The 24,333-nt window shown below is 73.4% G+C and carries 27 protein-coding genes; 15 read left to right on the top strand and 12 right to left on the bottom strand.

The window, feature by feature from the left end:
- Positions 1-9: 9 nt before the first annotated feature.
- Positions 10-558, top strand: a complete 549-nt coding sequence (locus O7635_RS22310; RefSeq protein ID WP_278082395.1) for an isochorismatase family protein — start codon at positions 10-12, stop codon at positions 556-558.
- Here O7635_RS22310 and O7635_RS22305 read toward each other — a convergent pair.
- The 3 genes from O7635_RS22305 to O7635_RS22295 form a co-directional block, all read right to left on the bottom strand.
- Complete coding sequence (locus tag O7635_RS22305; RefSeq protein ID WP_278082394.1) at positions 555-1,319, bottom strand: hypothetical protein; 765 nt, start codon at positions 1,317-1,319, stop codon at positions 555-557. The genes O7635_RS22310 and O7635_RS22305 overlap by 4 nt on opposite strands.
- 33 nt (positions 1,320-1,352) lie before the next feature.
- The gene (locus tag O7635_RS22300) at positions 1,353-2,684 is read right to left on the bottom strand and encodes an FAD-binding oxidoreductase (RefSeq protein ID WP_278082393.1); all 1,332 of its coding nucleotides are present in this window, start codon (positions 2,682-2,684) and stop codon (positions 1,353-1,355) included.
- A 92-nt stretch (positions 2,685-2,776) separates the two neighbouring features.
- On the bottom strand, positions 2,777-3,103 hold the full coding sequence (locus O7635_RS22295) for a hypothetical protein (RefSeq protein WP_278082392.1): 327 nt from the start codon (positions 3,101-3,103) through the stop codon (positions 2,777-2,779).
- Between the two features lie 117 nt (positions 3,104-3,220).
- Between O7635_RS22295 and O7635_RS22290 the strand changes: the two genes are divergently transcribed.
- From O7635_RS22290 to O7635_RS22270, 5 genes are all read left to right on the top strand, one after another.
- Complete coding sequence (locus tag O7635_RS22290; protein WP_278082391.1) at positions 3,221-3,508, top strand: YiaA/YiaB family inner membrane protein; 288 nt, start codon at positions 3,221-3,223, stop codon at positions 3,506-3,508.
- Positions 3,509-3,609: 101 nt separating this feature from the next.
- Complete coding sequence (locus O7635_RS22285; RefSeq protein WP_278082390.1) at positions 3,610-4,623, top strand: ABC transporter substrate-binding protein; 1,014 nt, start codon at positions 3,610-3,612, stop codon at positions 4,621-4,623.
- Positions 4,616-5,653 (top strand): iron ABC transporter permease, encoded by a 1,038-nt coding sequence (locus O7635_RS22280; protein WP_278082389.1) that lies wholly within the window; start codon positions 4,616-4,618, stop codon positions 5,651-5,653. Before O7635_RS22285 ends, O7635_RS22280 begins: the two co-directional genes overlap by 8 nt.
- Before the next feature lie 2 nt (positions 5,654-5,655).
- Positions 5,656-6,726, top strand: coding sequence for an iron chelate uptake ABC transporter family permease subunit (locus O7635_RS22275; protein ID WP_278082388.1), 1,071 nt, complete (start codon positions 5,656-5,658; stop codon positions 6,724-6,726).
- The gene (locus tag O7635_RS22270) at positions 6,723-7,496 is read left to right on the top strand and encodes an ABC transporter ATP-binding protein (protein ID WP_278082387.1); all 774 of its coding nucleotides are present in this window, start codon (positions 6,723-6,725) and stop codon (positions 7,494-7,496) included. The genes O7635_RS22275 and O7635_RS22270 overlap by 4 nt, the downstream gene beginning before the upstream one ends.
- On the opposite strand, the gene O7635_RS22265 is transcribed toward O7635_RS22270, so the two are convergent.
- The 3 genes from O7635_RS22265 to O7635_RS22255 form a co-directional block, all read right to left on the bottom strand.
- Positions 7,493-9,235, bottom strand: a complete 1,743-nt coding sequence (locus O7635_RS22265; RefSeq protein ID WP_278082386.1) for an ABC transporter ATP-binding protein — start codon at positions 9,233-9,235, stop codon at positions 7,493-7,495. The two genes, O7635_RS22270 and O7635_RS22265, sit on opposite strands and share 4 nt — an antisense overlap.
- On the bottom strand, positions 9,232-10,917 hold the full coding sequence (locus O7635_RS22260) for an ABC transporter ATP-binding protein (protein ID WP_278082385.1): 1,686 nt from the start codon (positions 10,915-10,917) through the stop codon (positions 9,232-9,234). Before O7635_RS22260 ends, O7635_RS22265 begins: the two co-directional genes overlap by 4 nt.
- 76 nt (positions 10,918-10,993) lie before the next feature.
- On the bottom strand, positions 10,994-11,404 hold the full coding sequence (locus O7635_RS22255) for a VOC family protein (protein WP_278082384.1): 411 nt from the start codon (positions 11,402-11,404) through the stop codon (positions 10,994-10,996).
- A 49-nt stretch (positions 11,405-11,453) separates the two neighbouring features.
- Between O7635_RS22255 and O7635_RS22250 the strand changes: the two genes are divergently transcribed.
- From O7635_RS22250 to O7635_RS22235, 4 genes are all read left to right on the top strand, one after another.
- Positions 11,454-12,200, top strand: coding sequence for a class I SAM-dependent methyltransferase (locus tag O7635_RS22250; RefSeq protein WP_278082383.1), 747 nt, complete (start codon positions 11,454-11,456; stop codon positions 12,198-12,200).
- Between the two features lie 13 nt (positions 12,201-12,213).
- Positions 12,214-12,528, top strand: a complete 315-nt coding sequence (locus O7635_RS22245; protein ID WP_278082382.1) for a hypothetical protein — start codon at positions 12,214-12,216, stop codon at positions 12,526-12,528.
- Positions 12,518-13,099, top strand: a complete 582-nt coding sequence (locus tag O7635_RS22240) for an alkylhydroperoxidase AhpD family core domain-containing protein (protein WP_278082381.1) — start codon at positions 12,518-12,520, stop codon at positions 13,097-13,099. The genes O7635_RS22245 and O7635_RS22240 overlap by 11 nt, the downstream gene beginning before the upstream one ends.
- Positions 13,100-13,171: 72 nt before the next feature.
- Positions 13,172-14,551, top strand: coding sequence for an MFS transporter (locus tag O7635_RS22235; protein WP_278082380.1), 1,380 nt, complete (start codon positions 13,172-13,174; stop codon positions 14,549-14,551).
- A 3-nt stretch (positions 14,552-14,554) separates the two neighbouring features.
- On the opposite strand, the gene O7635_RS22230 is transcribed toward O7635_RS22235, so the two are convergent.
- From O7635_RS22230 to O7635_RS22220, 3 genes are all read right to left on the bottom strand, one after another.
- A complete protein-coding gene (locus tag O7635_RS22230; RefSeq protein ID WP_278082379.1) occupies positions 14,555-15,175 on the bottom strand; it encodes a hypothetical protein in 621 nt (206 codons plus the stop codon).
- Positions 15,176-15,321: 146 nt separating this feature from the next.
- Complete coding sequence (locus O7635_RS22225) at positions 15,322-15,927, bottom strand: NAD(P)H-dependent oxidoreductase (RefSeq protein WP_278082378.1); 606 nt, start codon at positions 15,925-15,927, stop codon at positions 15,322-15,324.
- Between the two features lie 34 nt (positions 15,928-15,961).
- Positions 15,962-17,047, bottom strand: a complete 1,086-nt coding sequence (locus tag O7635_RS22220) for an NAD-dependent epimerase/dehydratase family protein (protein ID WP_278082377.1) — start codon at positions 17,045-17,047, stop codon at positions 15,962-15,964.
- A 90-nt stretch (positions 17,048-17,137) separates the two neighbouring features.
- On the opposite strand from O7635_RS22220, the gene O7635_RS22215 reads away from it, so the two are divergent.
- Genes O7635_RS22215 through O7635_RS22205 form a run of 3 tightly spaced genes read left to right on the top strand, consistent with a single transcriptional unit; the run spans position 17,138 to position 18,640 of the window.
- A complete protein-coding gene (locus tag O7635_RS22215) occupies positions 17,138-17,326 on the top strand; it encodes a hypothetical protein (protein ID WP_278082376.1) in 189 nt (62 codons plus the stop codon).
- Between the two features lie 23 nt (positions 17,327-17,349).
- Positions 17,350-18,180 (top strand): glucose 1-dehydrogenase, encoded by an 831-nt coding sequence (locus O7635_RS22210; protein ID WP_278082375.1) that lies wholly within the window; start codon positions 17,350-17,352, stop codon positions 18,178-18,180.
- A gap of 46 nt (positions 18,181-18,226) precedes the next feature.
- Entirely contained in the window at positions 18,227-18,640 is a 414-nt protein-coding gene (locus tag O7635_RS22205) for a hypothetical protein (protein ID WP_278082374.1), read from the top strand.
- A gap of 474 nt (positions 18,641-19,114) precedes the next feature.
- Here the strand turns inward: O7635_RS22205 and O7635_RS22200 are convergent, their stop codons facing one another.
- Positions 19,115-19,783 (bottom strand): glycerophosphodiester phosphodiesterase, encoded by a 669-nt coding sequence (locus O7635_RS22200; protein WP_278082373.1) that lies wholly within the window; start codon positions 19,781-19,783, stop codon positions 19,115-19,117.
- A gap of 197 nt (positions 19,784-19,980) precedes the next feature.
- Here O7635_RS22200 and O7635_RS22195 point away from each other — a divergent pair, with 197 nt between their 5' ends.
- On the top strand, positions 19,981-21,117 hold the full coding sequence (locus tag O7635_RS22195; protein ID WP_278082372.1) for a sigma-70 family RNA polymerase sigma factor: 1,137 nt from the start codon (positions 19,981-19,983) through the stop codon (positions 21,115-21,117).
- Here the strand turns inward: O7635_RS22195 and O7635_RS22190 are convergent.
- Both O7635_RS22190 and O7635_RS22185 read right to left on the bottom strand, forming a co-directional pair.
- Positions 21,107-22,276 (bottom strand): zinc-dependent alcohol dehydrogenase, encoded by a 1,170-nt coding sequence (locus O7635_RS22190; RefSeq protein ID WP_278082371.1) that lies wholly within the window; start codon positions 22,274-22,276, stop codon positions 21,107-21,109. The genes O7635_RS22195 and O7635_RS22190 overlap by 11 nt on opposite strands.
- The gene (locus O7635_RS22185; protein ID WP_278082370.1) at positions 22,273-22,764 is read right to left on the bottom strand and encodes a hypothetical protein; all 492 of its coding nucleotides are present in this window, start codon (positions 22,762-22,764) and stop codon (positions 22,273-22,275) included. The genes O7635_RS22190 and O7635_RS22185 overlap by 4 nt, the downstream gene beginning before the upstream one ends.
- 119 nt (positions 22,765-22,883) lie before the next feature.
- Here O7635_RS22185 and O7635_RS22180 point away from each other — a divergent pair, with 119 nt between their 5' ends.
- Positions 22,884-24,251 carry a hypothetical protein gene (locus O7635_RS22180; RefSeq protein WP_278082369.1) on the top strand — a complete coding sequence of 456 codons (1,368 nt, stop codon included), beginning with the start codon at positions 22,884-22,886 and terminating at the stop codon, positions 24,249-24,251.
- The last annotated feature ends 82 nt before the right edge of the window (positions 24,252-24,333 follow it).

Genomic DNA, 24,333 nt, shown 5'->3' with positions numbered 1-24,333 from the left:
GTGGGGCGCATGACCACACTGACGAACCGGCCGCAGACCGCGCTGCTCGTCGTCGATGTGCAGAACGGCGTCGTCGCGCAGGCGCACGAGCGCGACGCCGTGGTCGCGAACATCGGCGCCCTGGTCGACAAGGCCCGTCACCACGGGACGGCGGTCGTCTGGGTGCAGCACTCCGACGAGCACCTGGCCGAGGAGAGCGACGACTGGCGCATCGTGCCGGAGCTGGCCCCGGCCGGGGCCGAGCCGACGGTCCGCAAGCGCTACGCCGACTCGTTCGAGGAGACCACGCTCGAGACGACGCTGGCGGCCCTGGGCGTCGGGCGGCTCGTCGTGGTCGGCGCGTCGACCGACGAGTGCATCCGGGCCACGCTGCACGGCGCCGTCGTCCGCGGATACGACGCCACCCTCGTCAGCGACGCGCACACGACCGAGGACAACAGCGCGTGGGGCCATCCCCCGCCGGACCAGGTGATCGCCTTCACCAACCTCTACTGGGGCTCCCACCGGGCCCCGGGCCGCACGGCCGGCACGCTCACGACCAAGGAGGTCGAGTTCTAGGTCAGGTAGGCGGCGAGCGAGTCCGGGCCGACCACAGCGCAGCGGCACCAGTCGACCAGGTTCAGGTCGAACCGGCGCAGCACACCGGCCAGCGCGGCCGCGGTGTCGCCGGACACCGGGCCGGGTCCGCCGATCTGCAGGCCAAGCACGGTGACGTGGCTGCCGGCGGTCAGTCCGTAGACGCGCAGCGGACCGCAGTCGACGGCGAACGAGTCGACCACGATCCCGTCCGCGCCGCCGAAGGCGACGCCGGCCCGGCGGCGGCCGCGCGGCAGCAGGCCGAGAAGCTCACCCTCCGGCAGCGGCGGAACCAACGGCGCCACCGGTGCCGCACGCACATGGAGGCTGCGGAACCCGTGGCCGACCGCCTCCTCCTCCCAGACCCGGCGGACTTCGGCGAGCTCGGCCGTCACGACCTCGGCCAGGCCGGCCGTCACCAGCTCCACCTGCCGCCAGTCGTCCTCGTGGAGGACGAGCGCGTCGGGCGCCGCCGGGCCGATCGGCGGCAACTCGGCGCACAGCGTCGGCAACGAGTAGAGGATCGCGCGGCTCAGCGTCAGCACGAGCCGGCCGCTGGCGCGGAACTCCGCCGCGGTAGGCGGCTCCGCCGTTACCACCGTCCACGACTGGCCGGCCAGATCGAGGTTCGTGTGCACGGCGAAGGTCTCGGGTAGCTGCCCGACCGGGATGTCGCTGCGGGCGAAGGGCTGGCCGGTCGCGGCGTCGACGAACTCGACCGCGACGGTACGCGCATCGGACACGCGCCGTACCCTACCGCCCGCAGGCGCATTCCACTAAGGACGGACGTTGTGGTTGCGGGAGAACAGGTTCTCCGGGTCGTAGGAGCGCTTGACCGCCGCCAACCGTTCGTAGGTCTCCGCCGGATAGATGCCCGCGACGTCGTCCTCCGTGGCCGACGAGAGGAAGTTGGCGTAGAGGCCGTCCAGGTGCGGCGCCAGCCGGTCCCACAGCGCCGTCAGGCCCGGCCGGGCCGCGTCGATCACCGGCTGCGGTCCGCCCGTCGTCGTCGCGACCATCAGCTCCGCCTGGCGATGGGCGTAGGCCGTCGCCTCCGGAGCGACCCGGGCCACCGCGCCGCCGACGCTGCGGACGGCGATGTAGGGCGACCGCCCCGACGCGCCGGCCTCGGTCAGGATGCGCAGCACCTCCGGAACCGACTCCGTGCCGACGAAGCCGCTGCGGGTCACCAGCTGGACTCCCGGCGGCGGGACCATTCCCTCGACGAGCACGTCGGCGTACGCCTTGCGGGTCACGTCGTCGTCGAGCACCGTGCCGAGTCGGCGGATCGGGTCAACGGCCGCCGCCGCCGCGGATAGGTCGTCGCCGTCGAAGGCCACGAACACCTCGAGCGGCGCCTGCGCCCCGCCGGCGAACGGGTTGGCGAAGCTCGCGATCGAGGTGAGCGCCTCGGGCGCGGTGCGCAGGTAGTCGGCCCAGCCCCGCAACACCGCGCCGACCTCCGCGGCCGGGAAGGCGATCCGGCCGTGGAAGACCTCGGTCGTCGGGTGCGCCACGAACTCGAAGGCCGTCACGACGCCGAAGTTGCCGCCGCCGCCGCGGATCGCCCAGAACAGGTCCGGGTGCTCCGTCGCGGACGCGTGCACGACACCCCCGTCGGCCGTGACCACCTCCGCGCCGACGACGCTGTCGAGCGCCAGCCCGTACTTCCTGACCTTCCAACCGATGCCGCCCGTCAGCGTGAGCCCGCCGACGCCGACGCTGCGGGTGTCGCCCGACGAGATCGCCAGCCCGTGCGGCGCCAGGGCGACCGCGACCTGACCCCACGTGGCCCCGCCGCCGATGCGGACGACGTGCCGTTGCGGGTCGACGACCGCGACGTCCGCGAGCGCGCCGAGATCGATGACCACGCCCCCGTCGTTGGTGCCGAAACCCGGAAAACCATGACCACCACCGCGTACGGACAGCACGAGCCCCGCCCCGGCCGCGAACCTGACCGCCGCCCGTACGTCCTCGACGGTCTTGGGCCGCAGCACGACGGCCGGACTGCCCGACGCGAGCAACGACCGGCTGGCCGCCGCGTAGTCGGCCGCACCCGGCTCGATGACGTCCCCACCGAACTCACGGCGAAGCTGCTCAGAACTCATGATCTTTACCCCCACACAGACCGACAACACTCCTCTGACGAAGTGCGGTGGCGATTTGTGAGGCGCCGCGAGGGTGACGCGGGTCTCCCCGCTCAGCGGCGGACGTGGCGGAGGACGCCGGCGATCACGAGGCAGAGGACGACGGCGCCGACCAGCATCAGGATTCCCGCGGCGATCAGCGCCCGCCGCACGAAGGTGCCGTCCCGCAGCAGGGTCGCCGCGAGCCGCGCGTCACGCACCGAATCGGCCATCGTCACCTCGGGCGCCGCCGCCGGTGTGCCGCCCGGCGGGGCCGTGGTCATGCTGATGTGGACAGTGCCGCGCGCCGCCTCCGCACTCACCGGTCGCGCCGCGGCCGGGCCCGCGACCAGCAAACCGGCCACCAGCGCGGCGGCCAGCGCGCACCACAGCTTCCGCACTCTTTCCTCCCCGTCGCAGACGCCCACCCATCCAGCGTCGACAGGGGCGGAAACGTTACAGGGCTTGAGTACGGCGGCTCAGGCGCGGGCGCGGGCGGGAGGCCAGAGTCGGAGGGCATGACGAGCACTCCTGTTCGCAAGCCCACGACCGCGTTCTTCGTGCAGGCGGCCCTGTCCTTCGGCCTCTCGCTGTTCGCGGCGGCGGCCGCCATCGCCTACCTGCCGGCCGGCGCGTGGATCCGCGCGTTCCTGGCGCTCAGCCTGCTCTACGTCGTGACGTCCGCGTTCACGTTGGCCAAGTGCATCCGTGACAACCAGGAGACATCGGAGGTGGTCAGCCGGGTCGACCAGGCCCGCCTCGACAAGCTGCTGTCCGAACACGATCCCTACAAGGTGCCGTCCTGAGAGACGTCGCACCCCGACTAGCCAACAGCGGAAGCGATGGTTAGCCTACCCTAACCGTCGGGCCGCTGGAGCCTGTCGGATCGAGAAACGGAAAACCCCTCATGCGTGCGTGGCGTCCGGTCCTCGCGGTGGCGGTGCTGAGCGCCGCCCTCGCGGGTTGTGGCAGCAACACCGACAGCAACGGCGGCGACGAATCCGCGAAAGCCGCAGGCCCCTGGTCGTTCACCGGCGGCTCCGGCGAGGTCGTCAAGGCGGACAAGACTCCGACCCGGATCATCGCGCACGCCGGTGAGGCGGCGGCGCTGATGTCGTTCGGCATCAAGCCGGTCGGCATCTATGCGGACGAGTCGGTCAAGACCGACCCCAACCTGAAGAACCTAGACCTCTCCGGCATCACGATCCTCGGCGAGGAGTGGGGCAAGATCGACGTGGAGAAGGCCGCCTCGCTGGCGCCGGACCTGATCGTCGGTGACTGGTGGCCGGCGGAGAAGGCGCACAGCGGCCTCGAGGAAGGCGTCGACGAGAAGAGCAAGAAGCTCAAGGAGCTCGCCCCGATCACCGGCGTCTCGCAGGGCAAGTCGATCGTCGCGCTGGCCGAGGGCTACGAGGACCTGGCCGAGAGCCTGGGCGCCGAGGTCGACAAGCCGGAGATCGCGGCCAACAAGAAGCGCTTCGAGGAGTCGGTCGCCAAGTTCAAGGAGGCGGTGGCGGCCAAGCCCGGCCTCAGCATCGCGGCGATGTCGCCGGCCGACGACAAGGTCTACGTCGCCAACCCGGAGTACGCTCCCGAGCTGCTCGACCTGCAGAGCTGGGGCATGGACGTGCTCAACCCGAAGAGCCCCGACCCCGCCTTCCCCTACTGGGAGAACCTCAGCTGGGAGAACGCCGACAAATACCAGCCGGACCTGATCCTGTGGGACGGCCGCTCGTACACCCCGACCGCGAACGACGAATGGGGCAAGAAGCAGCCGACCTGGTTCAAGATCAAGGCGGCCAAGGCCGGCGCGACCGTGGCGTGGCCGGCGTTCTGGCTCCACACCTACGGCGACTTCGCCACCGAGCTCGACAAGCTGACCGAAGCCGTCAAGGCCGCGGATCCGAATGTCGGTGGTTAGCCGACCGGCGACCACGCGCCGCGCGCGGCGAGCCTCCGCCCTCGGGCCGGGGCTCGTCGCGCTCTGCGCCGTGCTCGCCGCGGTCGCGTTCCTGAGCGTCACGCAGGGTTCGCGGGACATCGGCCTGTCCGAGGTGCTGCACGCCCTGCGCGACCTGAGCAACGACGGCTCCATCAACAGCACGGTGACGCTGGAGCTGCGGGTGCCCCGCACACTGCTCGGCATCCTGGTCGGCGCCGGGCTCGGCGTGGCCGGCGCCATGCTGCAGGGCGTCACCCGCAACCCGCTCGCGGACGCCGGCATCATGGGCATCAACTCCGGCGCCGCCGCCTTCGTGGTGCTCGCCATCACCGTGCTCGGCCTGCGCGGGGTCGGCGTCTACGTCTGGTTCGCCTTCGCCGGCGCGATCGTCGCGCTGGTGCTGGTCTACGCGATCGCCTCGCTGGGTCGCGAGGGAGCGACCCCGGTGAAGCTGGCCCTGGCCGGCGCCGCGGTCACGGCCGGGCTCGCCTCCGTCACCACCGGCGTCCTGATGACCAATGTGGACGCGCTCAACGAGCTGCGGTTCTGGCAGGTCGGCTCGCTGGCCGGCCGCTACGCCCCGATCCTGACCGGCGTCGCGCCGTTCCTCGTCCTCGGGTTGGTCGCCGCGCTCGGGTTCGGCCGCTCGCTCAACGGCCTCGCGCTCGGCGAGGACGTCGCCCGCGGCCTCGGCCAGCACGTCGGCCGCACCCGGATGGCCGCGTTCGCCGTCGTCGCGGTGCTCGCCGGCGCGGCCACCGCCGCCTGCGGACCGATCGTCTTCATCGGGCTCGTCGTGCCGCACCTGGCCCGGTTCATCTGCGGGCCCGACTACCGTTGGATCCTGCCGTACTCGATGGTGCTCGGTCCTGTCGTGCTGCTGCTGGCCGACGTGCTCGGCCGGGTCGTCGCCGCGCCCGACGAGCTGCAGGTGGGCGTCGTCCTCGGCGTGGTCTGCGCGCCGGTCTTCGTCGCGATCGTCCGCTACGCGCGCCTGTCGGAGGTCTGACGATGACCGTGACGATGTCCAAAGAGGACACCAGGACGACACCTGACGTCGGCGCCGCGCTGCGCCGCAACCGGCGCCGCCGGGCCGCTCGATCCACCACCGTGCTCAGCGCCCTCGCGCTGCTCACCTTCGCCCTCTTCGTCGTCACGATGATGGTCGGCAGCTTCCGGATCGGCGCCCTGGACGTCATCGCCTCGGTGCTGCACCTGTCGGACAACACCGGCGTCGACTTCGTGGTCCGCGGGCTGCGCCTGCCGACCGCCGCCTCCGCCGTCGGCGTCGGCCTCGCGCTGGGCGCGTCGGGCACCATCTTCCAGCAGCTGTTGCGCAACCCGCTCGCCTCGCCGGACTTCGTCGGCATCACCTCCGGCGCCGGCCTCGCGGCGGTGTTCGGGATCGTCCTGCTGCAGGCCGGTGGCCTCGTGGTGACCGGGCTCGCGCTCGGCGGCGCGATCCTCGCCGCCACCCTGATGTACGTGCTGGCCTGGCGCGACGGCGTCAGCGGCTACCGGTTCATCCTGATCGGCATCGGCATCGCCGCGTTCTTCGACGGCCTGGTGGGCTTCGTGCTCACCCGGGCCCAGCTGTTCGAGGCCCGGCAGGCGATGCACTGGCTGACCGGCTCGGTCGGGCAGGCCAGCGACACCGAGCTCAAGCTCCTCTTCGGCGGCCTGGTCGTCCTGCTGCCACTGGCCGTCCTGCTGCAGCGCCCGCTGCGCGCCCTGGAGCTCGGCGACGACACGGCGCGCACGCTGGGCACGCGGGCCGAGTGCAACCGCGCCGCCCTGCTCGGCGTGGCGCTGGTGCTGGTCGCCCTCGCGGTCTCGGTCGCCGGCCCGATCGCGTTCGTCGCCCTGGTCGCGGGCCCGATCGCCAACCGCCTGCTCGGCCCGGCCACCGGCGGGATCGTCGCCGCGGGGCTGGTCGGCGCCGCGCTGCTGCTGGCCGCCGACCTGGTCGCCGTGCACCTGCTGCCCACCGCGCTGCCCACCGGCGTGGTCACCGGCGCCGTCGGCGCACCCTATCTGCTGTGGCTACTGGCCACCACGAACCGGCAAGGAGCGGGCGGATGAGCCGACTGCGCACGAGCGAGCTGACCCTGGGCTACGAGAACCGGGACGTCGTGCGGGACCTCGACGTCACCATCCCGGACGGCCGGGTCACCGCGATCGTGGGCGCCAACGCCTGCGGCAAGTCCACCTTGCTGCGTGGCCTGGCCCGCCTGCTCACGCCCCGCGGCGGTGCGGTCTACCTCGACGGCAGGTCGCTCGCGGACGTGCGTACGCAGGACGTGGCCAAGGTGTTGGGCCTGTTGCCCCAGTCGCCGATCGCGCCGGACGGAATCACGGTCGCAGACCTGGTGTCCCGGGGCCGCTATCCGCACCAGGGCTGGTTCCGGCGGTGGACCGACGCCGACCACGAGGCGGTGACCAAGGCGCTGGCGGCGACCGGCACGGCCGAGCTGATCGACCGGCCGATCAACTCGCTCTCCGGCGGGCAACGGCAACGGGTCTGGGTGGCGATGGCGCTGGCCCAGGACACCGACCTGCTGCTGCTCGACGAGCCGACGACCTTTCTGGACATCAACCACCAGGTGGAGCTGCTGCGGCTGCTGCGCGAGCTCAACGCCGAGTCCGGCAAGACCATCGTGGTGGTCCTGCACGACCTCAACCTCGCCTGCCGCTTCTGCGACCACCTGATCGCCATGTCCGGCGGCCGCATCGTCGCCGAGGGCCCACCGACCGAGGTGGTCACCGCGGACCTGGTCGAGGACGTCTTCGGCCTGAGCTGCCTGGTAGTCCCGGACCCGGTCGCGGGGACCCCGATGATTGTCCCCGCTTAGCTGTGCCAGGCTGCCCATAGCTTGGCGTACGCGCCGCCGGCGGCGATGAGGTCGGCCGGTGTGCCGATCTCGACGATGCGGCCCTGGGCCATGACGGCGATCCGGTCGCAGGCCTGGGCCTGGGTCAGCCGGTGCGCCACCACGATCGCGGTGCGGTCCTGCAGGAGCGCCGCGCTCGCCTGTTCGAGCTGGCGGGCGCCGGCGCTGCCGGCCTCGGCGCTGGCCTCGTCGAGGATGACCACCGGCGGGTCGACCAGGGCGATCCGGGCCAGCGCCAGCTGCTGCGCCTGGCTGGCGGTCAGCTTGTGCTCACCGTCGCCGACCCGGGTGTCGAGCCCGTCCGGCAGCGCGGCCACCCACTCGTCGGCCCCGGCCAGCTTCAGCGCCGCGCGCAGGTCGTCGTCCGAGGCGTCCGGCACGGCCAGGCGCAGGTCGTCGGCGAGCGTCCCGGCGAAGACGTGCACCTCCTGGGTGACCACGCCGACCAGCCGGCGCAGCTCGTCGGGGGCCAGCTCGCCGATCAGCCGGCCGCCCAGCCGCACCTCGCCGCCGGTGGCCGGGAACACGCCGCCGAGGATCGCGGCGAGCGTGGTCTTGCCCGCGCCGCTCTCGCCGACGACGGCCAGCGACCGCCCCGGCGGCACCTCCAGCGACACGTCGTGCAGCACGGTGGGGCCGTCGAGGTAGTGGTGCCGCACCGCGGTGGCCACGACGCCGGTCGGCGGGCGCGGCGCCGAGCGGTCGACGCCGGCGTAGGCGGGCAGCGCGAGGTCGGCCACGCCGACCAGCCGGGCCAGCGCGGCGCCGGCGGACTGGATGTCGTTGAAGGAGAACAGCAGCAGGCCGAGCGGGCCGAACAGGCGGTGGAACAGCAGGGCCGCGGCGGTCACCTCACCCACGGTGCTGGCGTCGGCGCGGACCAGCAGGAAGCCGGCCAGCAGCACCGCGGTCAGCCCGGTCGCCTCGGCGTAGTTCATCGAGTTGGCGAACCAGAGGAAACCCCGGACCGCCTTGAGGCGGGCATCGACGGCGCCGCGCGACGCCTGCTCGACGCGGGCGCCCTGCCGGTCCTCCATGCCGTACGCGTGGACCGTGCGGGCACCGTGGAATGTGGACAGTAGGCTCTGGGTCTGCACCGCGACCGCCCGCCGTTCGACGGCGTAGCGGGTCTCGGCCTGCGGCAGGAACCGGCGCAGGCTGACCGCGTAGACCGGGAAGACGGCGAGGAACGCGAGCGCGATCCGCCAGTCCAGGGTGGCGAAGCCGGCGAACGTGATGGCCACCGTGACCAGTGCGCCGAAAACGTCGGCGGCCAGCTGGGTGGCGTCGGTGACCTTCTCGACGTCGTCGGTGACCCGGGAGGCGACGTCGCCCGCGCCGGCCGCCTCGAGCCGGGCCGCGTCCATCCGCAGCGCGTGGTCGAGCACCTCCTCGCGGAGGTCGGCGCTGGCCCGGGCGCCCCATTCGGCGACCAGCCACCGGGCGGCGCCGGTGAGCATCGCGGCGCCCAGCCCGGCGGCCAGGATCCAGGCGGCGATGCCGAGCATGGCGCCGGTGCTCCCCCGGTCGGCGACCAGGTCGACCAGGCGGCCGAGCAGGATCGGCACGCAGACCGCGGCCCCGCTGGCGGCCGCCGACACGAGCACGGCGGTCAGGCCGAGCAGCGGATAGCGGCGCAGCTTGCGGCCGAACGCGGCCGCGGTGGCGCGCCGGCTCGCGATCGGCAGGATGGCCTTCATCGCAGCACCACATCCGCGTACGCCGGGAGGTCGAGCAACTCGCGATGGCGCCCGCCGGCCGCGACCCGGCCGGCGTCGACGAAGACCACCCGGTCGCAGCGGTCGAGCAACGGCGCGCTGGTGGTGACCAGCACGGTGGCCCGCCCGTCGCCGGCCCGGTGGGCGCGCAGGCCCTCGGCGATGGCGTGCTCGGTGACGGCGTCGACGGCCGTGGTCGGGTCGCGGAAGACGGTCAGCGGGCGGTCGGCGAGCAGCGCCCGGGCCACCGCGACCCGTTGCCGCTGGCCGCCGGAGAGGTTGGCGCCGCGGTCGAGCAGGGCGTGGTCGAGCCCGTCGGCGGCCAGCAGCTCACCGGCGGACGCCGCCGTCATCGCGGCCGCCATCGCGTGCTCGTCGGTCTGGGCGTCGTCGGTGCGCAACGCCTCGCCGACGGTCTCGCCGAACAGGTCGACGGTGTGCGGCTCGACCAGCACGGCCCGGCGCAGCGAGGCGATGTCGAGCTCGGGCAGTGGCGTGCCGGCCAGCGTCACCCGGCCGCGATCGGGCGCCCGGGCGCCGGCGAGCAGGTCGGTCACGGCTTCGGCGGCGGCCAGGTCGGCGGTCACCACGCCGAGCAGCTCGCCGGGCGCGACGGTGAGGCTGAGCCCGTCGAGGCCGGGCGTGTGCACCTCGTCGAGCACCAGCGGGCCGGGGACCGCGGTGGTGTGCCCGGGCGCGGCCCGCTCGGGCGCGGCGAGGACCTCGGCGACCCGGGCCGCGCTGGCCCGCGCGGTGGCGAGGCGGAAGACGCAGTCGGCGAGGTTGAGCACCGGGTCGGTGATGAAGGCGGCCAGGCCGACGATCGTGATCAGCTCGCCGATGGTGATCCGGCCACGCAGCGCGTACCAACCGGAAAGGGCCGCCACCACCGCGATCAGCAGGCTGGTGGTGAACGTCGAGACGCTGACGAACGCGGACCCCGCCTTGATGGCGCCGATGTTGGCCCGCAGCGAGGTGCGGCTGGCGCCGCGGTAGCGCCGGGCCGCCTCGTCGACCCCGCCGAACCCGCGCAGCGGACGCAACCCGGTGAGCAGGTCCGAGGCGGTGCCCGCGGCCTGGCCGAGGGCCTCCTGCTGCGCCGAGACGTGCCGCTCGACGATCGGCCCGAGCGCGTTGAGGGCCAGCACCAGGATCGGGATGCCGACCACCAGGCCGACCCCGAGCGACCAGTCGATGCGCAGCAGCACCACGGTCGACACCACGAGCCCGAGCGAGGCCGATACCACCCGGCTGCCCAGCTCCAGCAGCTCGGCCGAGGCGGCCGTGTCGGAGGTCGCGATCGACAGCAGCTCGCCGGTCTGCCGGTCGGTGCTGATCCCGCGCCCGGTCACGACCCGGCGGACCACCTGCATGCGCAGCAGGTGGGCCTCGTCGAGCTCGGCTCTGGTGACGAACCACAGCCCGGTGCGCCAACCCATGGTGAGCGCCGTGAACAGACCGAAGATGCCGAGCACCGAGGCGACCATGGCCCAGCCCGAGCCGGTGCCGACCGCCTGGTCGACGACCAGACCGATGGCCACGGGCACGAGCGCCTCGCACACCTGATGCATCGACCAGAAGCCGGCGGTCAGCGCGACCCCACGGCGCTGACGCCGGAACATCTCACCGATCAGCCGGCGGGCCGGGGATTTCGCCGCTGCCATTCCCACCCCACCTACGACAAGTTAGGAGAGGCTAACTTGCGGGTCGGGGCAGCCGTCAAGCCGGTTCCCAGCGGCGTCAGGCCCTCATGTCGGCCTCGGTCAGGCCGTCGGCGTGGCCGGGCGGCCACTGGACCAGCTCGATGCGGTTGCCGTCGGGGTCGGTGATCCAGGCCGTCAGGAAGTCGGCGGAGCCGTCCGGTGACGACAGGCCCTCGACCTCGACGCCCTCGCCGGCGAGGCGGGCCGCCGTGTCGGCCATCGACTCGACCTGGATGACGAAGTGGTTGATGTTGCGGCCGCTCGGCGGTTTGGCCGGGTCGTGTACGAGCTCGATGGTGACGTAGTCGTCGCCGGGCAGCTTGATCATCGTCAGGCTGCCGAACGGGGTCTCCGGCACGGTGCCCAGCACCCGGTAGCCGACCGCGGTGTAGAAGGCGAGCGAGCGGTCCAGGTCGGCGACCATCAGGCCGAAGTGCAAGGTCCTCATCTGGCTCCTTCGCTTGCGGTCGGGAACGCGCCGGTTGCACGATCTTACGGTGACCGCGTGTGACTACGACGCCGAGCTGCGGCGGCACGACGCGGTGCTGCGCGCGGCCTGCGGCGTGGCACCCGACGAGCAGGTGCTCGACATCGGCTGCGGGACCGGGCACACGACCCGGGAGGCTGCCCGCACCGCCCGGGCCGCGCTGGGCGTCGACATCTCCGCGCGCGCCGTCGAACGGGCCCGCGAGCTCGCCGCCGGACTGGACAACGTCACCTTCGTGGCGGCCGACGCGCAGGTCCACCCGTTCCCACCCGCGCGCTTCGACCTGGCGATGAGCCGGTTCGGCACCATGTTCTTCGCCGATCCCGCCGCCGCGTTCGCCAACATCCACCGGGCCCTGCGCCCGGGCGGCCGCCTCGTGATGCTGGTCTGGCAGGCCCACGACCGCAACGAGTGGGACGTCGCGCTGCACGACGTCCTCGGCGGCACGGCCGCGGAGGGCCCCGACCCGTTCACGCTCGCCGACCCGACCGCGGTGCGGCGGCTGCTGGCCGGCGCGGGCTTCACCGACGTCGGCTTCACAGACGTCGACGAGCCGGTCTACTACGGTGCTGACGTGGCCGCCGCGCTCGCCTGGGTCCGCGGCTTCACCTGCACCAGCGAGCTGTTGAACCGCCTCGACCCCGCGGCCGCCGCGCGAGCGGTCGACCGGCTGCGCGCGATGCTCTCGGCGCACCTGACCGACGACGGCGTGTGGTTCGACTCCCGCGCCTGGCTCGTCACCGCCCGCCGCCACTGAAAGGAACCCCGTCGTGCCGGATGACAAACGCGCGGCCCATCGCGCCCTGGTCGACCGTCTCCTGACCGGGGACGGCCGGACGTCTCCCGACCAACGCGCCCGGGCGTTCGCCAACGACGGCCTGCCGGCGCCGCTGGCCACGCTGGTCGACACGGTCGCCGACCGGCCGGCCGCGGCGGACTTCGCGGCCGCCCGGGCCGCCGGTCTCACCGAGGACCAGATCTTCGAGCTCGTGGTGTGCGCGGCGGTCGGCCAGGCGACCCGGCAGTACGAGGCGGGGCTCGCGGCGCTGGCCGAGGCGACGAGAGGGCCGGACGATGCGGCTTGAGATTCTCAACAGCGGCTACACCCGGCGCGCGAAGGCGCTGTTCGCGGTCATCAAGCTGGTCACCCGGCAACCCGTGCCGGACGCCGCCAAGCTGGTCTTCTACCGCCCCGACTTCTACGGCGACCGGGCGAAGGAGTTCACCCACGAGGCGATGCGCGGCCCGTCGGAGTGGTCCGTGGGCGACCGGGAGCTGATGGCGGCCTATGTGTCCACAGTGAACGACAGCGCGTTCTGCGTCGCCGCGCACTCCGCGACCTCCCGCCTGGCGCTGCGGGACGGCCCGCGGGTCGCGGCGGTGCTGGCCGACCTCGACACCGCGCCGATCGCCGAGCCGTTGCGGGCCACGCTGCGGATGCTCGGCACGCTCACCCGCGACGGCACGGTCGGCGCCGACGACATGCGAGCCGTGCTCGCGGCCGGCGTGACACCGCGGCAGATCGAGGACGCGCTGGCGGTCTGCGCCGCGTTCAACATCACCGACCGGCTGGCCGACGCGTTCGGCTTCGAGGTGCTGAGCCCGGAAGGCTTCGACGCGGGAGCGAAGTATCTCCTCAAGCGCGGATACCGCTGAGCTCCCCGCCCCGCCGGTAATGTCCCATTCGGGACACGGCGGGGGGGTGCGGTGGACGCACGCTGGCGGGCGATGACGGTCGCGCTCATGGCGGCCTTCATGACTCTGCTCGACGTGAGCATCGTCAACGTGGCGCTGCCGTCGATCCAGGACGACCTGGGGCTCAGCTCCGGGGGCCTGCAGTGGGTGCTCTCCGGGTACGCGCTCGCGTTCGGTCTCGTGCTCGTGCCGGCCGGCCGGTTCGGCGACGCGCACGGCCGGCGGCGGCTGTTCGTGCTCGGGCTGGCCGGTTTCACGGTGGCCAGCGCCGCCGCCGGCCTCGCGCAGAGCGAGCTGTGGCTGGTCGGCGCCCGGCTGGTCCAGGGCGCCTCGGCCGGCGTGGTCAACCCGCAGGTGTCCGGGCTCGTCCAACAAATGTTCACGCCGAGGGAACGCGGCAAGCCGTTCGGCGCGCTGGGCGCGACGATCGGTGTCTCGACGGCGCTGGGGCCGCTGCTCGGCGGCGCGGTCATCGCGATCGCCGGTGTGGAGGACGGCTGGCGGTGGATCTTCTACATCAACATCCCGGTCGGCGTGGTCGCGATCGTGCTCGGCTCCCGGTGGATCCCGGGCCATCCCGCGCAGGAGCGCCCGCGGCGCGGCGTCGACCCGCTCGGCGTCGTGCTCCTGGGCGGCGGGGTCGCCCTCGTGCTGCTCCCGCTGGTGCAGGAACGCCAGTGGCACGGCGCGATCGTCTGGCTGCTGATCCTGGCCGGCCTGGTGGTGCTCGGGCTCTTCGTCGCGTGGGAGGTGCGCCAGCTCCGGCGGGGCGGGTCGCCGCTGGTCGACCTGCGGTTGTTCAGGCGGCGCTCGTACGCCCTCGGATCGCTCGTGGCCCTGGCCTATTTCGCGGGTTTCACGACGACGTTCTTCATCTTCACGCTGTTCCTGCAGAACGGGCTGCGCTACTCGCCGCTGGAGGCCGGCCTGTCGGTGACGCCGTTCGCGCTCGGCTCGGCCTCCGGCGCGATGCTGGGCGGCCGGATCGTCAACCGCTACGGGCGGGTCCTGGTCGTCACCGGCCTGTGCATGGTGCTCAGCGGGCTGGCGCTGGTGCTCCTCACGTTGCACATCGTCACGGGCCGCGGGGCGGGCTTCGCGACGGCGCTGCCGCTGCTGTGGGCGGGCATCGGCAGCGGCCTGGTGATCAGCCCCAACCAGAACCTGACGCTGAGCCAGGTGCCGGTGGCCGAGGCGGGCAGCGCGGGCGGCGTGCTGCAGACCGGCCAACGGATCGGCTCGGCGGTCGGCATCGCCGCCATCGGCGCGGTCTTCTTCAGCCAACTGGCCGCCAGCGGCGGCGACTATGAGGTGGCGTTCCGCACGGGCGTCTTCGTGACGATGGGCTTCATGGCCATCGCCCTGGCCGCCGCGACCACCGACGTCATAGCCGGCCACCGCGCGTCCGCATAGGCCCTAAACGAGTTCCGGCACGCGGAGGTGGGCGAAGGCGAGCTCGAACTCCGCGACCTCGGTGACGTCGGCACCCATCCGGCCGGTGGCGCGGGTGCGTAGCTGCTGCGCCCGGTCCGCGGACGCGGCCAGGGCGGCGCCGCTGTCGTAGATCACGTTCGAGACCGCCCGGCCCGAGGAGCGGTTCAGCAGCAGGCTCGCGCTGCAGAAGCCGTCGAAGGCCTCGAGGTCCGGCAGGACCGACTTGTAGATGTCGATCGACTCCTCGGTCCGCGCCGGGTCGCTGCGGATGAAGCCGAGCCGCGCCTGGGCGCCGTCGGGGGCGCGGTGGGCGCGGTGCATGACCACGACGTCCCATTCCTCGTTGGTGATGTCCGTGGCGCCGAAGGCCGACATGAGGCGCTGCCGCAGCGGCGGCACCCGGCTCTCGCTGGCGTGCATGGCCGCCTCGTCCGCCCACGACGACGTGGCGATGCACCGGCCCGACCGGCGATCGACCAGAAGGGACAGTCCGACACAGCCGTCGATGGCGAGCATCTCGTCCATCAACTCGTCACCCACGAACGTGATGCCGGGGTCGATCGAGGACGGTTGGGCGTTGATGGTGGAAGAACGCGCGAACATGACTCCCCCGTACGAGGTTCGGCGCGGCGCTATCCCGCGGCGCCGCGGGTTCATCTCCAGCGTCCTCCGAACCGCCGCGCCGGCGCAGGCGAAGCCGCGACCTCACCGGCACCAGCGGGCCCCCAACACCCCTGCGGCAACGCGGCTCAGCTCGGCGGTGCGCCCAGCGGGTTGGCCTGCAGGGCGCGGGCGACGGTGGCCAGGTTGGCGGCCATCGCGCGGCCGGTCTTGTCGGACCACTCGTGGCCGCGCTCGTCGTCGAGGTAGTTCGGGCCCGCGCCGGGGCCCAGGTGCCAGTAGGTCCACGCCTGCGCCGGGATCGTGTAGCCGATGTCGACCAGCGCGCCGCAGATCTCGGTGATCACGTGGTGGGCGCCGTCCTCGTTGCCCGTGTTGACCACGCCCGCGACCTTGTTGTAGGCGACCGGGCGGCCGTCGTCGTCGGTCTGGCTGATCAGCGCGTCCATCCGCTCGATGACCCGCTGGGCGATCGACGACGGCTTGCCGACCCAGGTCGGTGTCGCGATCACCAGGATCTCCGCCGCGAGCACCTTGGCCCGGATCGCCGGCCACTCGTCGCCGTCGCCCATGTCGTCCTCGACGCCGGGGCGGATGTCGTGGTCGACGGCGCGGACGACCTCGACCTCCACATCGGACCTGCGCAGCTGCTCGATGACGACGTCGGCCAGCGCCTGGGTGTTCGACGGCGCGGGGCTGGGCTTGAGCGTGCAGTTGATCACCAGAGCCTTCATGCCCGAGGCGTACCCCACGCCGCGGAAGCGAAACTCAGTACGGGTCGCCGTGGCCGGGCAGGCGGCCCGCGGCCAGTGCGGCCAGCCGGGCCGGGAACGGCAGCCGCTCCCGCAGGGCCGCCGTCGGCGCGCCCGCCCGGTCGGCCATCCCGGTGAACAGCTCGTCGATCGCCGACAGCGCGTCGATCCGGGGCGTCCAGCCCAGCTCGGCCGCCGCGCGGTCCGACGACAGCAGCGGCACGCCGGTGGCGAGGTCGATCCAGCCGGCCTCGATCGGTTGCAGCCGGGCCCACCAGGTCGCGCCGGCCGCGGCCCGCAGCAGCGGCACCGGCAGCGGGACGACCCGGCCGTGGTAGCGGCGGGCCAGCGCCGGCCCGTCCAGCACAGGGTCCGCGGCCAGGTTGAACGCCCCGCGCACGTCGGCCAGCGCCGCCCGCACGTAGGCGTCGGCGACGTCGTCGGCGTGCACGCCCTGCACCCGCAGCCGCGGCCCGCCGGGCACCACCGGCAGCCGCCCGTAGCGCAGCAGTCCGAGCGGCGCGAACGGTCCGATGAACAGCCGGGCGATCTCGGACGCCGCCGCCCGCTGGAAGGTGAGCGCAGGTCGCATCCGCACCACCCGCAGGGCCGGGTAGCCGCGCTCCACCTCGTCGAGGAGACGCTCCACATGCGCCTTGTCGCGGCTGTAGCTCGACCAGCGCACCCCGGTCACCGGCCACCACTCGCCCACCCGCTCGTCCTTGGGACCGGGGGCGTACGCGCCGACCGAGGACGCGACGACCAGCGCGGGCACGCCGGCCCGGATCGCCGCCACCGCGACGTTGGCGGTCCCCTGCACGTTGGTGCGCCGCAACCGCTGCGCATCGTGGCTCGGCTGGATCTGCCAGGCCACGTGGATCACCACGGCCGCGCCGCGCACCGCCTCGGTCAGCGCTCCGGTGGCCCCGGGCCCGGCGACGTCGATTGACCACCAGTCGACACCGGCGTACGGCGGCCCGGCCGCGTCCTTGGGCACCCGCCGGGCCACACCGACGATGCCGGTCACGTCCGGCTCCTGGGCCAGGCGTCGCAGCACCGCCGAGCCGACGTTTCCGGACGCGCCCACCACCACGACCTTCATGCCTACGGGCTACCCCGCACACCCGCGCGTAATCGCCCGCTGCGCGGGTATGCGGAAGGGTCAGCACTTCGACGGGAAGGAGACAGGCAAATGTTCGCCACCGTAGTCCGGCGTTGGGCCGTCGTCGCGGTCGCGCTGCCGTTGGCCGCCGCCGGCATCCGGAAGGTCAGCCAGGTCGTCGAGGCCCGTCGCGGACCGAGCGGCGTGACCAAGGGCATGCGCCAGGTCGCCGACCTGCTCAACGCGGGCCGCCGCCAGCGCCGCCGCCGATTCTTCTGAGCCGGAACCACCAGGGGGAGACCATGGAACCGCAGCAGCAGCCACCCGGCACGCTCACCGCGATGCGCGAGAAGCCGGACCACGGTGAGGACAGCTACCGCGGCAGCGGCCGGCTCGAGGGCAAGAGGGCCGTCGTCACCGGCGGCGACAGCGGCATCGGCCGGGCCGTCGCGATCGCGTTCGCCCGCGAGGGCGCCGACGTGCTGATCGCCTACCTCAGCGAGGACGACGACGCCCGGGCGACCGCCAAGCTGGTCGAGGAGGCCGGGCGCAAGGCCGTGCTGGTCTCCGGCGACCTGGCCGACCCCGCGCACTGCCGCGAGGTCGTCGACCGCGCCGTCGCGGAGCTCGGCGGCATCGACGTGCTGGTCAACAACGCCGCCTTCCAGATGACCCACGAGACCCTCGAAGAGGTCAGCGACGAGGAGTGGACGCGCACCTTCGACATCAACATCACCGCGATGTTCCGGCTGGTCAAGGCCGCCCTCCCGCACCTCACGTCGGGCGCGTCGATCATCAACACCAGCTCCATCAACTACGACACGCCCAAGCCCACCCTGCTGCCGTACGCGACGACGAAGGGCGCGATCGCGAACTTCACCGCCGGCCTGGCGCAGATGCTGGGCGACCGTGGCATCCGCGTCAACGCGGTGGCGCCGGGTCCTATTTGGACACCGCTGATCCCCTCGACGATGCCGCCCGAGCAGGTCGAGGAGTTCGGCAAGAACACGCCGCTGGGCCGCCCCGGGCAGCCCAAGGAGGTCGCGCCCGCGTACGTCCTGCTCGCCTCCGACGAGGGCAGCTACATCTCCGGCGCGGTCGTGCCGGTGACCGGCGGCAAGCCGATCCTCTGACCACCCGCCGTGACCGTCGCCGCGGTCCGTCAGGGATCATTGGGTCGTGAGTTTCGATCTTGTGGTGCTGGCGACCGCGGGCGCGGCGACGTTGGACGACGTGCGGGCGATGGCGGACCGATCGGTCGGGCGACCGCGGGTCGAGGGTGAACCCGACCCGCGGATCGCCGCGTTCTACGCCGACCTGCGGGCCGGCGCCGCCGACGACCTGACGGACGACGGCGAGTCGCCCTGGGTGACGCCTGTCGTCGTCGGTGTCGACCACGTCGCGTTGTCGATCGCGCACTCCCCCGTCGGCGACGACGCCGTCGACCTCGTGCTGCGGCTGGCCGAGAAGCACGGGCTCGTCGTCTACGACCCGCAGGGCGACGAGGCGACCGGGCTGAGCGGCGACTACGCCGACCCGGCGGCACCGGATGAACATCGGATGACCGATCAGCACCGATGGGGCGCCGAGTGAACCCGCTGTGAGATCGTTCGCGGCGAGGAGGTGCGGATGCTTCTCGTCGTGCTGCTCGGCCTGTCGGCCGCCGTCCTCCTCGCCACGGTGGCCACCACCACCCGCTTCGGGTACGCCACCCTGCTCGCCATCGGCGGTGCGCTCTGCTCGGCCCTGGCGGCGGTCCTCCTCAAGGTGACCGCGGAAGGCGTCACGGAGCGCGGCGTCGCGGCCACGGCGCAGAGCTGGCCGCCGTACGCCCTCCTCGGCGCGACCCTCGGCGCGTTGCTGCTCGGCCAGCAGGCGTTCGCCTCCGGCTCGCTGACCGCGGCGGTGACCGCGGGCTCGGTGACCAACCCGGTGGCCAGCTATCTGCTCAGCGTCGTGGCGTTCCACGCGGCGCTCCCGCACGGCACCGCGCCGCGGGCCGCGCTGGCCGGCGCCGCCGTGCTGCTGCTGGCCGGGGCCTGGGGGCTCGCGCGGTCGCCGCTGACCTCAGGCGGCCAGGTCGACGTTGCGGCGCGGCCGCAGCTCCGCCAGCAGCGGCAGGCTCTTGCTGATCACGCCGGTCACGCCGATCCGCCGCGCCTGCTCCAGCGCCGCCGGCGTGTCCACCGGCCAGGCCAGCACGGTGTCGGTGGACCGGCGCAGCTCCTCGACCACCGCCTCGGTCAACAGCCGCAGCCGGATCGACACGCCGTCCACGCGGCCGCGGCGCAGCCGGGCGCGCAGGCGGGCCAGCTGCACCGGGTCGCTGGCGGACAGGACGCGGCGCACGTGCGGCTGCCCGGCGAACGCGTCGAGCATCGCCCACTGCTTGGTGCACACCGCCAACGGCACGCCCGGCGCGTACGCCCGCAGGGTCTCGGCGACCTGGGGCGCGACGGCGAGTGACGGGCCCTTGAGGTCGAGCATGAGCCGTGGGTCGCCGGCGGCCGTGGCCAGCACCTCGGGCAGCGTCGGCACCACGAGGTCGCGCCGGCGGTCGACCTGCGTCCACTGCTCCCAGTAAAGATGCGGGCCGATCGCCTTGCGGTGCCGGACCTCGAGCACCCCGCGGTAGAGGTGCACGTCGGCCTCGACGAGGTCGACCCCGGCCGCCAGCGCGGCCCGCAGGTCGGTCAGCGAGTTGCCGGCGCGGTGCGCGACGGAGAGCAGGCTCATGACCGGGAGGTTAGCGGTCGAGAGATGCCCAATCGCCGATGTGCGGGCGACCGGCGGTTGAGCAGCGGGCGAACCACCGGTGCCGATGGCCCTGGAAGGGTTTAGCGTGAGCCGCGGGGGTAACGCCACAGTGATTGGTCCACCGTCGACCGGCGGTGCTCCGTAGCCCACGGCACCGCGAACCGAGGGAGACGCTCGTGACCAGCGACGAAAGACCCGCGGCGTACGCGAGAGCGCGCGCCGCCGATCGCGGGCTGGAGGACCTGGACGGCGCCGCCCGCCGCCTGTGGGACGGCGCCGAGACGCCGGCGCGCCTGCGGGCCGCCCGCGACGAGCTGGCCACCTTCGCGCTGCCGTTCGCCGGCCGGCTGGCCCGGCAATATCGCGACCGCGGCGAGCCGGTCGAAGACCTCGAGCAGGTCGCCCGCCTCGCGCTGGTCAAGGCGGTCAAGGGCTACGACCCGGAACGCGGCTCGTTCACGGCCTACGCCGCCACCACGATCCACGGTGAGATCAAGAAGTACTTCCGCGACTGCTCGTGGAGCTTCCACGTCCCGCGCCGCCTGCGCGACCGGTCGGTGGAGGTCCGCCGGGCGACGGCGCTGCTGACGTCCACATTGGCCCGGCACCCGACAGAGGCCGAGCTCGCCGAGGAGCTGGGCACCACGGTGGCCGAGGTGCGCGAGGCGATCACCTCCACCGCGGCCTACCACCCTGGCTCACTCAACGCGCGGGTCGGTGCCGACGCGGCGGAGCTCGGCGAGCTGGTCGGCGAGCGGGACGCCGACCTCGACGCGGTCGACGACCACGTGGCGTTGACCCGGCTGTTGCGCCGCCTCCCCGACCGCGAGCGGCGGATGCTGGTGATGCGGTTCTACGGCAACCGCACCCAGGCCGAGATCGCCGAGGAGTTCGCCGTCTCCCAGATGCACGTCTCCCGGTTGCTGGGCCGGGCTCTGGGATGGTTGCGGCATGCGCTGCTGACCGACAACCCGCCACCGTGGCCGCCGCGCGACGAGTGGGACTCGCTCTCCGTCGAGCAGGAGCGACAGGGCCCGACGGTCGTCCTGCGGGTGCGCGGCGAGGTGGACGTCGACTGCGCCGACCGCCTCCGCCGGGGCCTGGTCCGGGCGACGGCGGTCGCCGGCATCAGCCGCGTCGACGTCGACCTGCACGGCGTACCGCTGCTCGATGTCGCCGGCGTCAACGCCCTGGTCGCCGGGATGGCCGCGGCCCGGACGGCCGGGGTGGGCATCCGGGTGCTGGGCGCCCAGCCCTACGTCCGGCGCGTGCTGGCGCTGACGGGGCTGGGCCCCCACCTGGTCACGGAGTGAAGACGGCCCGCAGGCAGTCGTCCTCCTTGTCCTTGAACATCTGATAACCGCGCGCGCCGTCGGACAGCGGCAGCACGTGCGTGGCGAGGTGCTCGGTGACCAGCTCGCCGCGTTCCATGCGGTCGAGGAGCATCGGGATGTAGCGCGGGCCGTGCATCTGCGCGCCGCGGACGGTCAGTCCCTTGTTCATCAACGCGCCGAGCGGGAACTTGTCGACCACGCCGCCGAAGACACCGAGCACGAACACGCTGCCACCCTTGCGGCAGGCGTAGATCGCCTCCCGGACCGCCGTCGGCCGGTCGGTCTGCAACCGCAGCTGCTGTTTCACCTGGTCGTACGCGAACTGCGGGCCGGGCGAGTGCGCTTCCATGCCGACCGCCTCGATGCACACGTCGGGGCCGCGGCCGCCGCTCGCCTCACGCAGCTCGCCCTGCACGTCGACCCGCTCGTAGTTGAGCGTCTCCGCCCCCACGTGCTGCTCGACCATCCGCAGCCGGTAGTCGTAGCGATCGATCACGATGACCCGTTCGGCGCCGAGCAGCATCGCCGCCCGCGCCGCCAGCTGGCCGACCGCGCCGGCGCCCCACACCGCGACCACGTCGCCCGGGGCGACACCGGCGAGGTCGGCGCCCATCCACCCGGTCGAGGCGGAGTCGGACGCGAACAGCGCCCGCTCGTCGCTGACCCCGTCGGGCACCCGGAAGGCGCCCACGTCGGCGAACGGCACGCGGACGTACTCGGCGTGACTGCCGGCGAAGCCACCCATCGCGTGCGAGTAGCCGAAGCAGCCGCCGGGCGCCTGGCCCCAGGCGACCTCGGTGATCGCCGGGTTGGTGTTGGTGTTGTCGCAGGCGGAGAAGAGGCCCTGCCGGCAGTACCAGCAACCGCCGCAGCAGATGAACGAGCTGACGACGACCCGGTCGCCGAGCCGGTGCCGGCGCACCTCCGGGCCCACCTCGACGACCTCGCCGAGGAACTCGTGGCCGAGCACGTCACCGCGCCGCATGAACGGGATGTAGCCGCCGAGCAGGTGCAGGTCGGAGCCGCAGGTGGTGGTCCGGCGCACCTTGAGGAGCACGTCGTGGTCGTTGACGAGCTCCGGCTCGGGCACGTCGCCGACCACGACCTCGTTGACCCCGTGCCACTGCAACGCCTTCATCGCAGCCCCTCCTCGCGGCCGTGCGTGGTGGCCCATTCCAGTGGGCGGTTGAGCAGGGTCCGCTCCGTGGTCGCGGGCCGCGACGGCAGCACGACCTCGCCGCCCTCCAGGAGGGCCTTGGCCTCCCGCAGCGCCCGTCGCAGGTGCTGGTCCGGGTCCTCGCCCCGCAGCCGGGCCAGTGGGCCCGGGCGGTCGCCGTCGCGCAGGCGTACCGCCAGCTCCGTGCCTTTGTCACCCGGCGCCGGCCGCACCTGGACCTCCACGCTGTCGCCGAGGTCGGCCAGGGGCTCCGGCGGACGACCGTCGGGCATGACCTGATCGGCCGGCCGCGCCACGGTCGCGACGTGCCAGCGCGGCCGCACGTCCGGGGTGCCGACCGGCGACCGCCAACCGTTTCCGGCGCCGGTGCGGCGGGCCGCCCGCACCACGCCGACCAGCGCGCCGCCGACCGCGCCGGTCACCAGCACGAGCCGTGCCGTCGATCTCATCCGCCACTCCCCTCCGTCGGTTCGGGGTGCATACCAGGAAGGGGGCCGGCTAAACCGGCGACTCGGTGTTACGTGCGGCCGCCGCCGGGAACGCCACCGGACCACGAAGGAGGTGCGGGATGGCGGATGGCCTCTCGACCGCCGCGGCGCGGGTCGCGGTCAGCCGGGTGATGAGTCCGGAGAGCATCGAACGGCGGTTGCTGGACGCCGCCGTCCTGGCCGTCGCCGAACGGGACTGCGCCGGGCTCGACCGGGTCCCGGTCCGCGGTCGTAACCCGCACATCGTGAGCCTGCTGCGGCCCGAGGTCGTCGACCGGGAGGCGCTGGCGGAGGCGATCCGCCCGGAGGACGCCGGCGCGGTCGACGCGGAGGCCGTGGCGTCGTGGATCTGCGGGCGCTACACGGGCGACGACTTTCCCGCTGTGCTGTTCGGCTCGCCGCACGGCGGCGTCGTGCACCTCGCCGCCGCGCTCGGCGCGCCGTGGCTGCCCACCGGCTTCGTGCTCAGCGTGGCTTGGCCGGCGGGCGCCGGGCGGGACTGGCGGGCCGCCCGCGAGGCGGGCCGGGAGGTGGCGCGCCGGCTGCTCGCCAGCAACCCGTCGGTGACGGTCCGGCAGGTGCACGATCCCGTGCTGCGCGGCCGGCTGTGCGCCACGACGCTGACCTTCCACGTGCGCTGGCGCCGGGTCCCCGCCGCCTATCGCGAGTTCCTGGACCAGCGGGTACGCGCCGGCGGCCCGGCCGTGGTGTTCCGGGACGCCCGGACCTGGCCCGTGTCCACCGTCGCCGACGGGCACTCGTTCCAGGTGGGCAGCCCGACCACCGGCTGGCAGCCCGGCGACTACCGCGCCGAGCACGCGGCGTTCCGGCACGTGCTGCACCACGCGGGCTGCCTCGACTGGGCCGATCCCGACGCCGAGCTGCCCCGGCACTACGCCGAGCTGGCCGGTGAGCCGGCCTTCGAGCAGCACCTGCGGGAGACGCCGGGTCGGCGGGTGCACCGCGTGATCTATCCACGGCCCGAGACGCTCAGCGGGTACGTCGCCGACCTGCACCGCGAGTGGTTCGGGGGTGATCGCGGGGCGGCCTGTGTGGTGGAGTGCGACGGGTTGCTGGATCCCTGGCTGGCGCTGCGCCACGGGATCGTCCCGTACTGGTGCGAGTCGGCGTCGCGGCGGGCCGTCGCCGGCGCCGAGTGGTGGCTGGCCGGCAGCCGCCGCTTCGACCGGCTGCGGGTGCTCCCCGCGCCGCCGGGCTCCACGTGTCCGGCGTTCGCGGCGGCCGCGCAGTGGCGGGCGCTGACCTGGTTCGCCCGCCGCGAAGGGCTGGTCGACAACGCCGCCCTGCGCCGCTATCCGCAGCTGCCGCTGCCGACCAGCCACGCGACCCAGGCGCTGCGCCGGCTGGCGAAGCCGCGCCGCGAGGTGCCCCGCCCGCGGCTGGCCGACGTGCTGGCCACTCTCGGCCAGGGAATGCTCGTTCTGTAGCCTGCGCCGGATGTGAGACAGATTCTCCGGATTCTCATCTTTTGCGACTTCGGTCCGGCAACATCGGGCCTACGGGCCTGAG

This window comes from Asanoa sp. WMMD1127 (genome assembly GCF_029626225.1).
GTDB lineage: Bacteria > Actinomycetota > Actinomycetes > Mycobacteriales > Micromonosporaceae > Asanoa.
Note: the sequence above shows the minus strand (reverse complement) of the source record. Positions and strands in the feature narration are given on the sequence as shown.